The sequence below is a fragment of the Priestia sp. BR_2 genome (assembly GCF_041954005.1).
In the GTDB taxonomy this organism is placed as follows: Bacteria; Bacillota; Bacilli; order Paenibacillales; family Paenibacillaceae; genus Paenibacillus_AQ; species Paenibacillus_AQ lautus_A.
The window spans coordinates 135,102-146,986 of the sequence record NZ_JAVFHM010000282.1 but is presented as its reverse complement, the minus strand read 5'-3'; the positions used below and the strand labels follow the sequence as shown (position 1 = coordinate 146,986).

Below are 11,885 nucleotides of genomic sequence, written 5' to 3'. Positions count from 1 at the left end.
CAAGATTACCCAAAAGGAGTTGTTTTATAATCATGATTTCTAATTTTGTGCAAGATCCGGTTGGACTTACACGTCCGTTCGCGAAAAGATATAGGCTGAGAGCTGATATGAAGCGAAAACCACCAGGCAGGATATGCCGAGTCCATACCAAAGATAATCCGTTTGCAGGCCATCCGACCACAGCGTGTTGATAGCCATCGTAATCGCGAACAACACCGCTACCAGCACCAGCTTCAGCGTTTGTCCGCCCTTGGGCCCCAGCCAATAATAGAGAGGATAGTACACGGCTATAAACAGGATCAAGGAAATGCCGGACACTATATTTTGATAAAGAACAGCGCCTTCTCCATCCCCGCCTAACCAGATGTAAGCGATTTGGACCAGGAAACCCGCCAATAACCCGATCAACATAAACAAGAGGGAAGAGACATACTTGCTCAACACAATGTCCCGGCGCGGTATCGGCAAGCTCATGGAATATTTATGGAAAGGATGCAAATCGGTATTCGATATGACGATGATCATCATCCCGGCCACCATATAACCTAGGATGCCGACGGCATTGCCAAACGAAAACAACGCCAGCCAGATCGCGAAGAGCCAAGCATACTTACGGATGACCAACCAATCCTTATGAATGAGGGGAACGATATGACTCATGAACAGCGTCTCCTTTCGAAGTGTAATACATAATATCCTCCAGGGCAGGCCGCTCGTATAACACGCTGTCTCCGAACAGCTTGTGCGCGGATTCCCGGTTTGCCGAGAGAGCCTCGAACCCGTACGGCGTTTCCTTGAGGCCGGTAAACTGCTTGCGGACATCCGGGTCCAGCAGGTCGCTGCTGCCTTTGACAATGACATATTTATCGATAATTTCATCCTTGCCTTCACTGAACACGATGCGACCCCGGTGAATAAAGGTGATGTAATCCGCGATTCGATCCAGATCATCCGTATTATGCGTCGAGAACAGGATGCTACGGGTCTCATCCTGTATAAAATCGCTCAGCAATTGCAGCAGCTCTCTGCGAAATACCGGGTCAAGACCCGCTGTCGGCTCATCCAAAATCAATATTCGCGGATCATGGGCCATGGCCATCGCAATGGAAAACTTCATTTTCATGCCTTTCGAGCAATCCTTTAGTTTCTTTCTGCCAGGAAGCTCGAACATCCGCATGAGCTGATCCATTCTGGTGCTGTTCCAGCGTTTATAAAAAGGGGACGTCATGCGGATAATTTGATTCAGCGTTAAATACTCATAAAAAATATTCTCGTCCGAAACAAAACCGATCTCTTCCTTATAACTTGCATCGTCCGAGCGAAGCCGCCGGCCATTCACGACGATCTGGCCTGAATCCGGGACAATCATCCCCATGATGGAGCGGATAAGCGTGCTCTTGCCGGCTCCGTTGGGGCCGATCAATCCGGTAATGTAACCCTTAGGGATGAGAAGGGAAATGTCGTTCAGCGCAAACGACGGATATTTCTTGCTCAGATGGTTGATTTGCATTGCAGGTTGATCCTGATCCTGTATTCCGTCTACATGCTTCATTCGGATTCCTCCTTGTTTATTGTATGGATCATCTCGATCAATTCCTCGGCCTCTATAGGAATGCTTCGGCATTCCTCGAGAATGTCCCTGATTTTATCTTCGATCAGGCGCAGGCGCTGCTCCCGAATCATATCCTGATTGCCTCCCGATACGAAGGAGCCTCTGCCTACCATCGACTCGATCAAGCCCACGGCTTCCAGCTCGCTGTATGCCCGCTTCGTCGTAATAACGCTGATTCCCAAGTCCTTGGCTAGCTGCCGGATGGAAGGAAGCGGCTCGCCCGGCTTCATCTCTCCGCGCATGATGCTCTGCCGGATCTGTCTTTCAATTTGCAAGTAAATCGGCTCGCCGCTGGAATGGGATAGAATAATCTGAATCATCGCAATAATTTTTCACCGCCTTTTTTGTGCCTGATATTAGGATTTTGTATGTTGATGATGTGTATATAAAGTATTCATTGTATATATACAATATACACATTTGAAAATGCCGCGTCAATTCCGTTTATCTTCGAATCCAAATAAAAAAAGCCGGACCTCATGGGTCCGGCTCGCGAAATAATCGGTCATTTCTGTATTACCATACGATCTCCAGAAAGGAAGCATCATCTTCCAGGCCGCCTGTATGGCGGGCATTCATTAATACTTGCACTTGCTCATCGGGAATCGGCTCCTTCATCGGGTCCAGATCCGTAAGCCCGTCGCTGTATAATTGAAGACGATAACCGGTCTCGGGTTCCAGCTTGCACGTAAACACGTGAGGACTGCCTCCGATCGGTCCGGTGCGGGAAGACCAGCGTTCGGCCGTTCGGAAGCGGTCTCCGAATATTGAAGTAATCTCCTCCTGCTGACGCCATAATCGTACCCTGGAGTCTCCCTGCCAGGCAAGCCACAGCCTTCCTTTTCGACGAAAACCCGATGACCGCTCGATGCGTCCGCATATGTACATGGCTTCGCTTCCCTTGCGCTGCTTCTCCTCCAGCACTTCACGCAGCAGCTTGGGGGTTTCGGAGCTCAGCGAATGCGTGCGCATTTCCCGATCTGCTTCATGCGTTAGTTCCTTCAGCTTGCGCTCCAGCGATGAGGACGTGGGCTCTTCAACCGTATCCAGCCAGTTCATCAAGCCCTGACCGAGCAGGCGCGAAGCCACATCGCCTCGATAACTCAAGCCGACGCCGTCACACAATACAAAATGGCAGACCTCTTCATCCATTTTCAAAGCAATGAAATCCTGGCCCGTCTCGGAGAGCATGACGGATTCCGCCGCTCTGCCATACGCATAACGACATGTGAACAAATCCCTAATCTTCGTAAGCGGCTCTTCCCCGGTCTGCTTGCTCTCGTAATAAAACGACGCTGCTTGAGCCTTCCGCTTGCGAATCCCCAACGTTTCCATGCTTCTAGCGTATGATCGCTTCATGCTGTGACCTCTTACCTTACCGGCGTGGCGGCTGACATCTGGAACCCGATGGACACCAGCTCGGAGCATGTGCCCGGGAGCATCATCAAGGCCCCCGGACTCAGCTGATAATCCGCCTCAACCAGCATTTCTCGATAGCTTTCGGGAAGAACGGAAGACATCATCTTGAGTTTGCGCGCATGTTCATCCTCAAGCTGCGTATCAGCCAATATCCCCTTCCAGCGGCGTGGTTCGGAGATCGGCTGGTTCATCAGATGGTCGGAGATGAAAATATTCTCCACCAGTACGTTTCCGTCCGGAACGCTCATATTCATGATACGGCGGGCAATCGGTTCCGGGTCCTCTCCCGTGGCCACGCCATCCGTCATATGGCATACGAGCGGCGCAGGGCAATCCTGCATGTTGGGAATCTCCGATTGCAGAATTTTCTCGGCCTGAAGAAACGCTTTGGCCGAATCGGAGAAACGCTTCGGCGTCAAATCCGGAAGCGAGCCGATCGCCGCAATTTCGTCAATGCCCTTGATCCCGTTTAACAAATCATATACGTCATCGCTGTATGCAAGGATGGCGATCCGGTACCTCGGCGTCAGCCGGTTCCCCTTGGTGGAACGAAACACCATTTGCCGAATGGCTAAGGATAATGCTTCGTAAACAACATCAATCCTTCTTCGATCCTCCATCAGCATATTCATGGACGCGCTGATATCAATCAGATATATAATGAGCGCTGGCGTGCGCTGCGATGCTTGAATGGTATAGTTCATCGTGAATAACATTCACCCCTGCAATTTGTCATGTTTACTTCTTTACAGTTTAGGTATCCAGTGGCTGTCGTCACTGATGAATTGCTGCAGATTGTTAAGGCGGCTGCTCATTTTGCCAACCGTTTTGTAATAGGATTTGTCCTTGTTATATAGCGCTATGAATTCACGGGCGGCATTCTTCGCGCGGTCCTTGTTGCCGGCCACCTGCGCATTATACGCCTTGTTATACAAGGCAACCAGTTCGACAACGTTTTGGGACCGCTGCTTCTGAAGCTGGGCGGCTTGCGCTTGCTGAGCGGCCCGCGCTCGAGCCTGTCGTTCCGCCTCCGCCTTGGCCGCTGCCTCTTCCTGAGCCTGCCTTTTCTTCTTCTCTTCCAGCTGGGCTAAATACGCCTCGTATTTTGCCTGATTATCATATTTCTCCTGCAGCGCCTGCTTTTTCTTTTTCTCCTCAAGCGATGCCAGATAAGCTTCATACTTCGCCTGCTTCTCATACTTTGCCTGAAGCTCGGATTTCTCCTGCTCCTTGCGCGCCAACTCGGCTTCCTCGGCCTTCTTCGCCTCTTCCGCCTTCAGGCGTTCCTCTTCGGCTTTTTTGGCCTCCGCTTCCTTCTTTGCAGCCTCCTCCTGCTGCTTCCGCGCTTCTTCCTCCTGCTTGCGCGCAGCCTCTTCTTTCTCCTGGGCCTGCTGCTCCGCTAAACGCTGGGCATCCATCTGGCGGCTCTCGGCCTTCTCAGCCAATATCTGATTCACCGTAATCGCGGAGCCCGCTAAGATCACGATGGCCGCAGCGGTAGAAAGCATGAATTTGCGGGATGACAACAAAGCTTTAATGCCTTTGTTGGATGATTCTTCAGCGGGACGCAGTTGTTCCTCCAGCCCCTGTATGGCGGCCGCAAGCTCCACTTCAAGCGGACTGTCCTTCTTTACGAAGTGATACGCCGAACGGAATATCTCCAATGCTCCGGAAAGATTGCCTGCCTTCTCCAAATCGCGCGCCTGATGAAACAAGCGTCCTACTACATTGTCGTTAACCTCTCGCGTGCCCGGCTCGATTCCAAGCGATGCCATGATGTCTGCAGGCACCTCCCGGGAACGTTCAGAGCCGGATTCATCCGAATCGTCCTCCTGGGCAGCCGCAGCGGCAGTGGCGGCGGCTGCCGGAGCTTCTTCCACCACTTCTTCCTCACTTACCGAGGATAAAGCGATGAGCCACTCGCCAAAGGTAGGGCAGCTGCTCAAATCCTGACTGTCCCAAGCTCTGCCGAACAGATCCGAGATCCGAGTGCCCCAACGCTGACCCAGCGATTTTTTAAGCAAAAAATAACGTTCGCACGGGGTCTGCATTTCATGCTGATCAAAATAGCTTTCGCCCCATGCCCGATTCACGATAGCCGGATCGCTCCACCCCAGCATCTCGGCAATGATGACGGCCCCTGCAAAACGATCGGCATACGCACTCCATAAACCGCTGTGCACCGTTCGATGCGCCGCATATCCCGGCGAGCCGGCGAGCAAAACGTCGGGACGGTCCATTTTTGGACTGTACATCTGCTCCACATCGACAAGCTCCACGGCAGCAGCGCCTTCCGGCAGCTTCACTTCCGAAAAAAACGGAAGCATGACATTGGGCGCAGACAGATCGCAATGCGCCAATCCGCGCTGCTCCATGCTTGAGCCGATGGCTGCCAAAGCCTTGGCCAGCATCAGGCTTTCGGAACGTCCCAGATTACGCTGATCGCTTATAACGTCAAACCAAGTACATCCATGAATCCATGGCATGATGACCGCGTAGAGCAAATCCGGATATTCCGCTATCAAATCTCCGTTTCTTTCGGGAGTGAGCACCTCTCGACTGCTTACCTGCAAACCCGGTATCTCGCGATAATTCCCCATATGCTCGGATTGATAAACCATAGCCGGAATTCTGAACTTAGGAAAAAACACTTTAAGTGCTTTGGCTTCATGCAGCTCCCCGTTCACGGGGATCAGCTGGTAGACGATCCCTTGCCTCCCAGCCTGGGCATAAGCTACGCCCGGTGCCGCCGGATGCTGTCCTACCGTATAAGCCGTTCCATTAACAACGATCCCATCGCCCGGGTTTGGCTGAAATGTCATGAACTTCACCCTCTCTTAACTCCATTACCTTGCTATATAACTCTATTAACCGATTGAACCGCGATTGATTCACGATTAACTACATTCTAAATATCCAAAATTGCAAGAAAACCGGGTTGCCTACCACCCGGTTTATTTTGCCTATTAAACTATTATAATGCATCAGAAAGCAAAAGTCTCCGAATGATATTAACGGGATTCGTCAGCCATACGGAATTTCTGAGCGATCGCCTTCAGCTCATTGCTGATGCTGTCAAGCGTTTGTACGAAGGAGTTCATCAAGCGGCTTGCTTCCTGGAATTCCTGGAAGAAGCGCTGCTTCGTCATACCATCCCATTGACCTTCCATTCCGTTGATCGATTGCGTCAGGCTGTTAACGATTTGCTGACTTTGATCACCGCTCTGTTTAAATTGGTTCGCTACTTGCTCCACTTGTTCTGGCGTAATTAAAATACGTCCTGCCATTTATGTAACCTCCTTGAAATTCGTTTTCTGGTGACACTTGACATCTTAGCCCAGAAGACTCGGTTTATCAAAATGTCCTCAGACCTAATTTCGAGTTACCCTATACGTCCCAATTTGAAACATTTTCCATCCCGAATTTCCCAAATGGAATAGGGATTTAGTTGGCAATCCCAAACGAAGACGGATCGGTAAAGGTCCAGCTCTGCCCGGCTAATGCGGCCTGTTTAGCCGCTCCCCCGTTGTCTCCGCTGGTCATGCCCACGGCTGCGGCTGCCGAACTCGGGTTCGATATAACCGTGCCGGAGTTACCATATTCCGGAAGTATGGACGAGCGCCCATCCATCCCGGAAGCGGCGAACAGAGCCGTCGGTGATACGGTGCTTACGATAGCATGCTCCAAAATCGTATGGTATTGATGATCCGTTTCTTGAAATTGATCGGCTTTGCTTTGAAGATGCTTGCCCAGCTGAGCAAGAAGAGCTCCCAGATGCTCTCCAAGACTCCGGGCAGACTGCCATTCATCAATAACCGCCGCTTTGAGAGACGTCTCCCAAACAAGGGATTCCATGGCTTGGTTGAGCGTTCTCGTTATCGCTAAATATTCATCGCCACTATGCTTCAGCTGACGGCTTAACGTCCGGAGAGACTCCGGCTCGACAGAAATACGCATTGGTCCTCACCTTTCATACAGGCTCTGTTACTGTTTCAGCCACATGAGTAACATATGACGAAACTGCTCTTTGGTCGCTGGCGCTGCGGTTAGCCAGTCCTGGTCTCCCTCCAGGCTCATACGCAGCAGCCAATTCATGGACTCGTTCACTATAAATGCTGCATTTTGACTTTCCCAGCTGATTCCGTTCCAAATCGACAGCTGGAGTTCCCCCGAAGATACCTTGTTCTTCATGCATTTCGCCAAAGCGATTGAACCTTCCGCATCGTCCGTCAATCTGGCCAACCGATCGCCGATATCGTCGCAATTATGCTCGGTAACCGAGGTATAGATATCGCCGAATTCCTTCCGGCTAAGCAACAGTGCCGGAATATCTCCCCAGTTTTGGTCGCTGAGGGCCAGATCCTGCACCAGTTGATCGCAGGTTTGTTCGATGGTACCGAGTTCGCTAAGCATGTAACACCGGTTGTCTTCATCGCTTCTGCATACTTGTATTACCCGTTCGTCAGTAACATGCAAATATCCTTCAAACGCCGAATCCTGATTTTCATATTTCAACCAGCACGCACGTTCCGCAAGACCGGCAATAGCCACTCGTGAGAAGACTTCGGGTGGAATCGACAATTCCCCGCCTTCCTCTTGAATCAAATATTGCTTGCTTAGGAGCGATTGTTTGGTTTTCTCCCACTCAACCGCGATTTCTTCCGTTAAATATCCTACAAAAGGATCTTCAACACCAAGTAATCGGTCCGATCCGATAATTCCAGCCAAGAAGAAAAATTCCTTGTCATTCAGCGTGATCGTTTCTTGTTTGGAAGCATGAATTGTCAACATTATGAGCCACCTCCCCTCAAACTACAACATGCCATCGGTCGCGAATTTCTGTGACCCATCTTTGGGCGTTCCATTCCTCATCGAACGGAACTGCGCCTTTTATTCTGGAAAATTTACGTTTTACGTAGTACCCTTGTCCCGGCGGAAGTATTTTTAGTCCTCCAGGACTATTAGAAGATTCGGAAAAAGGAATCCGGAAGAACGATAAATCGTTGGAATCCAAGGTCCCGAATAAAAATCCGTTTTGAGCAGCTTTGATATCGGTAAACCAGTCGACGCCATACGTCGGGAAATCCGCCGGCACGCCGGCAATGACGACATGAACCCTGCGGTCCCTTCCCTGTCTGACGATGGCCGACAGCTGGTCCTTCAAGGTGAAATCCGAAAGCTGCTTGCTGAGAACGTCGGCGTCATCGATCATAAGCAGGATGGCCGGGTCCTCGCTCTCCTTCGACCGGGTCTGAACCCGTTCATACAGGCTCGTAATAAGTGGACCCAGATCCTCCTCATTCTCCGCGTGGCCGCGCACATGCGGAAGATGGTTCATCCGGCTCAGGCCGCTGCTTCCATAGCGCGTATCCACCGTATAGATCTCCAGCTCATCGGGAGAAGTATGATATGCGAGCGATAGCATCCAGCTAAGAAGGAATGACGTCTTGCCGCCTTCCATTGGACTGGCCACGATAAAATGCGGCCCATCCTCCAGATTGATCGCAAAAGGAGTCAGATCATCCGTAGCCACCCCGACGGGCACCTGATACTTTACCGTTGCGGCCGCTTCATAAGGCTTTTGCACCTTAAGCAGCTGATGGAGCGGAATCTTGTCCGGCAGCGATTCGATCCGCGGGGCTTCCTCGCCATGCCATGATTCATGGTGTACCCGAATCCTGTCGCGAAGGGCTGCCGAACGGTCCCCCTCCTCCTGGCCGGAAGCCGGAAGTGCCGTCTGGAATTCAAGCGGAGGCACCTGGCCTTTGACCAGCCCTCTTCCTGGCGGAAGCTGGCTCGGGGCTCTCGTGGGACGACCCACCGCGTAATAATAGTCGGCCGGATCGGCAAGCTCGTACGATACCGCTTGCGAGATATTGCTCCGCACCTTCTCGAACATATCCGAAATCCGGTTCGCCGTGATGATAAACGTGATGCCCAGACTGCCGCCTTCCCGCAGCAGGTATTCCAGCATATCATTCTCGTCCGGATAGGAATTCCTAAAGTTCAGATAACCGTCGATAACCACGACCAGCTGTGGAACCGTCTCCGTGCTGCCACGGCGGTAGGACGCAACGGTCTTCACGCCTGCCTCGGCGATCATGTCTTTGCGTACAGCGGCCGTTTTCGCAAGAAAACGGAACAGGCGCTTGATCCGGTCATCTTCCTCTGCCGTCATGACTCCCCCGATATGCGGCAATCCTGCAAAGTCCCGCATCATTCGACCCATATCCACGATATATCCATGCCAAAAGTCCGGGGTATATCGACTTGCCAACGACATGAGCATCGTTTGAATAAAGGTCGTCTTTCCGAGTCCTGGCATCCCGTATACGGCCCAGTGGCCTTGCTCCAGATTGAGCACCAGCGGCTTCTGGCATTGGTTTGGCAAATCGTCAACCATTCCGACATAGGACACGAGTGCCGAATCGCCGAACGCAGCCGGCTGTTCAATGCTGGATTGTACTGTCTCCAAATCCAGGCTCTCCGGAAGCGGCGGAAGCCAAGGCCCCTGCAGCCGTTCGATCCCTTGCGCTTCGGCCACTTCCGCTACATGGTCAATAAACACCTGCAGCTGTTTGGGCACTTCCAGATGCGCTCCCAGGGATGGAGTCGACGCAAGCAGCGGTTCCGTCTTCCCGTTGATCCGGACCTCTCGGATCGAGACGGCGCCTGGCGTATCCTTCTCTTCAACGTAAGGAGCGCCGCTCCAAGCAAACTGCATTTCTTCAAACACTTCATCGCTGCCCACCTGGAAGTAGCCTCGTCCGGGCTTGTTGATCCAGGCTGCATTCGGAATCTTCAGCATGTCGCGGCTGTCGCCCTCGCTTTGTACCCGAAGACAGATGCGGAAGCGAGAATTACTCCAAATTTTATCGTCCACGACGCCGGCCGGCTTCTGCGTCGCCAAGATCAGATGGACACCCAGCGTTCGCCCGATTGCGGCGATGCTGATCAGTTCATCCATAAATTCAGGCTGGTCTTTCTTCAGCTGTGCAAATTCATCAATGATAATGACGAGATGCGGGAGCGGCTCGCCATGGCGATTGCGCAGCAGCTTGTAATACTCGTCAATGTGCTGCAGATTTCCCGCATCGTTCAATATTTTCTGGCGGCGGACCAACTCGGCTTTGAGCGACACCTTCGCCCGCTCGATCAGATTGTTGTCCAAATTCGTTATGGTGCCCACGACGTGCGGAAGGTTCACAAACGTATTGGACATGCCGCCGCCCTTATAGTCGATTAGCATGAATGCCAGATCATGAGGGTGAAACTCCGATGCCAGGGAAGCAACGATGGATTGGATAACCTCGCTTTTCCCGGAACCGGTCGTTCCCGCGATCAGGCCATGCGGTCCATGACCTTGACGCTCTATTTTATCATGAAGATTCAAATTAATCTTCTTTCCGCCCGCTCGCACACCCATGGGAACGGGCAATGAATCCGGATATCGGTTCTGCTGCCAGCGTTTATATACATCCAAATCGTCGATTTTCTGAATATCCATCATCTCGAATAGTGCCAAAACGCTAGGAATATCGGATGCAGAAGACCGCTTCAGCCGAATCGGCGCCATATACCGGGCCAATGCTTCGATCTGTTCCCTGCTGATGTGATGGGATTGGAAGGATTGCTTGGAAACGGTGCCGTCCGGTTTCTTGATCGTGTACGCCGCCTGCTCCCGATCGACTTCGACGATAAGCTGGCAGTGCATCGGCAAGCTTTCTTTCCGGTCGGATAGAATGATGGTGACGGCGTCAGCCGCATCGGCATCTTCCATCAACAGAGGCAGCAGAGGTTCTTCCTCAATCAATTGGGCTGCGGATAGGATCACGACGTAAGCCGGCGTCTCAATCGATTTTTTTCCATGTTCGGAGCGATTGTTTTTACGCCGGTATAAATGGGTAAATATTTCATCAGCAAGCTGATGCGCATTGCTCCGTCGATCTGCAAGATAGCGGCTGGAACGGTCATCATCCCACGTATGGGGCAGCCAGCGCAGCCACTGCCATTCGCTTGCTTCCCTCTCCTCGTAGAAGGCGGCAATTTTCACTTCGTCAGGCGAGTGCCTGACGGCGGTTTGGGCCATCATGACGCGAAGCATGTTTAATACGCGTTCTCTTCCGCCGACGATCCCGATGACCTTGGATTCGAATAACGGCAGTGCAATCGAGGCATCGTCGACCGTCTGGAACTCGGATGACAGCAATTCGGCCGCTTCGATTAACGGGTCCTTATCATACCCGTCCGCACGGGGAGGCTTCACGTTAATGTGAAACGGCACTTCCCCCTTGCCCACGCAAATCTCCAGAAAATCCTTATCTTCCGGGGAACGTTCCCATAAACTGCTGCTCCGGTTCTTCACAACGTTGTAACAGACGTCCGGATCCCCATGGATGTCAAACAGAATATGGACCTGATCCTCCTGCCGCTCCTTCAGTTCTTCCCGATGCACGTCAAGCTGAGCCCGGTACTTCTGATTCCGTTCGGCCAGGTTCTTCTGATAGGTCTTCTTGTTGCTTAAATACATGAAGAACGGCAGCGTGTAGGATGTCAGCATCATAAAGATGGAGAGCATCTGGAACATCATGTAATTGGGATTCCCCATCTTACCGCTTACGTTCATATAGACATAGAAACCGATCGTCGCCGCCGTCATAATAATCGGGATAATGATGGCAATCATGGAAAACGACGGCTTGCTTGGCTCGGACGGTGGTCTCAGAATTTCCAAGTCTTCATTCGGTAAAGCCGGTCTAATGCGCGGCGAACGTTGGTACAACACGTTCATATGTCACTTCCTCCTAATCCAAAGCATCTGAAATGTACAATTATGTATTTGGCTGTTTCAGTT

Annotated in this window: 10 protein-coding genes; all 10 read right to left on the bottom strand. The window is 51.8% G+C overall.

All coding sequences use genetic code 11. The features are described 5' to 3' along the window. Positions 1–66: 66 nt before the first annotated feature. The 10 genes from RB298_RS22605 to essC all read right to left on the bottom strand — a co-directional run bounded on the left by RB298_RS22605 (position 67) and on the right by essC (position 11,822). Positions 67–660 (bottom strand): ABC-2 transporter permease, encoded by a 594-nt coding sequence (locus RB298_RS22605; protein ID WP_486048657.1) that lies wholly within the window; start codon positions 658–660, stop codon positions 67–69. Next, entirely contained in the window at positions 632–1,552 is a 921-nt protein-coding gene (locus RB298_RS22600; protein ID WP_486048655.1) for an ABC transporter ATP-binding protein, read from the bottom strand. The genes RB298_RS22605 and RB298_RS22600 overlap by 29 nt, the downstream gene beginning before the upstream one ends. After that, on the bottom strand, positions 1,549–1,932 hold the full coding sequence (locus RB298_RS22595; protein ID WP_009590704.1) for a GntR family transcriptional regulator: 384 nt from the start codon (positions 1,930–1,932) through the stop codon (positions 1,549–1,551). The genes RB298_RS22600 and RB298_RS22595 overlap by 4 nt, the downstream gene beginning before the upstream one ends. Before the next feature lie 196 nt (positions 1,933–2,128). Beyond that, a complete protein-coding gene (locus RB298_RS22590; protein ID WP_486048653.1) occupies positions 2,129–2,971 on the bottom strand; it encodes a hypothetical protein in 843 nt (280 codons plus the stop codon). An 11-nt stretch (positions 2,972–2,982) separates the two neighbouring features. Beyond that, positions 2,983–3,735 carry a vWA domain-containing protein gene (locus RB298_RS22585; RefSeq protein ID WP_036661656.1) on the bottom strand — a complete coding sequence of 251 codons (753 nt, stop codon included), beginning with the start codon at positions 3,733–3,735 and terminating at the stop codon, positions 2,983–2,985. A 42-nt stretch (positions 3,736–3,777) separates the two neighbouring features. Continuing rightward, positions 3,778–5,853 carry a hypothetical protein gene (locus tag RB298_RS22580; RefSeq protein WP_452515954.1) on the bottom strand — a complete coding sequence of 692 codons (2,076 nt, stop codon included), beginning with the start codon at positions 5,851–5,853 and terminating at the stop codon, positions 3,778–3,780. 189 nt (positions 5,854–6,042) lie between these two features. Beyond that, positions 6,043–6,318, bottom strand: a complete 276-nt coding sequence (locus RB298_RS22575; protein WP_006211202.1) for a WXG100 family type VII secretion target — start codon at positions 6,316–6,318, stop codon at positions 6,043–6,045. A 157-nt stretch (positions 6,319–6,475) separates the two neighbouring features. Beyond that, positions 6,476–6,988: a WXG100 family type VII secretion target gene (locus tag RB298_RS22570; RefSeq protein WP_486048650.1), complete on the bottom strand. Its 513-nt coding sequence runs from the start codon at positions 6,986–6,988 to the stop codon at positions 6,476–6,478. 27 nt (positions 6,989–7,015) lie between these two features. Next, entirely contained in the window at positions 7,016–7,822 is an 807-nt protein-coding gene (locus RB298_RS22565; RefSeq protein ID WP_015736243.1) for a hypothetical protein, read from the bottom strand. A gap of 16 nt (positions 7,823–7,838) precedes the next feature. Then, positions 7,839–11,822, bottom strand: coding sequence for a type VII secretion protein EssC (gene essC, locus RB298_RS22560; RefSeq protein ID WP_192571317.1), 3,984 nt, complete (start codon positions 11,820–11,822; stop codon positions 7,839–7,841). Positions 11,823–11,885: the final 63 nt, after the last annotated feature.

What these genes read in the sequence shown, in the direction of transcription:
- RB298_RS22605 (WP_486048657.1), bottom strand. Translation starts at nt 660, where the DNA reads ATGAGTCATATCGTTCCCCTCATTCATAAGGATTGGTTGGTCATCCGT.
- RB298_RS22600 (WP_486048655.1), bottom strand. Translation starts at nt 1,552, where the DNA reads ATGAAGCATGTAGACGGAATACAGGATCAGGATCAACCTGCAATGCAA.
- RB298_RS22595 (WP_009590704.1), bottom strand. Translation starts at nt 1,932, where the DNA reads ATGATTCAGATTATTCTATCCCATTCCAGCGGCGAGCCGATTTACTTG.
- RB298_RS22590 (WP_486048653.1), bottom strand. Translation starts at nt 2,971, where the DNA reads ATGAAGCGATCATACGCTAGAAGCATGGAAACGTTGGGGATTCGCAAG.
- RB298_RS22585 (WP_036661656.1), bottom strand. Translation starts at nt 3,735, where the DNA reads ATGAACTATACCATTCAAGCATCGCAGCGCACGCCAGCGCTCATTATA.
- RB298_RS22580 (WP_452515954.1), bottom strand. Translation starts at nt 5,853, where the DNA reads ATGACATTTCAGCCAAACCCGGGCGATGGGATCGTTGTTAATGGAACG.
- RB298_RS22575 (WP_006211202.1), bottom strand. Translation starts at nt 6,318, where the DNA reads ATGGCAGGACGTATTTTAATTACGCCAGAACAAGTGGAGCAAGTAGCG.
- RB298_RS22570 (WP_486048650.1), bottom strand. Translation starts at nt 6,988, where the DNA reads ATGCGTATTTCTGTCGAGCCGGAGTCTCTCCGGACGTTAAGCCGTCAG.
- RB298_RS22565 (WP_015736243.1), bottom strand. Translation starts at nt 7,822, where the DNA reads ATGTTGACAATTCATGCTTCCAAACAAGAAACGATCACGCTGAATGAC.
- essC (WP_192571317.1), bottom strand. Translation starts at nt 11,822, where the DNA reads ATGAACGTGTTGTACCAACGTTCGCCGCGCATTAGACCGGCTTTACCG.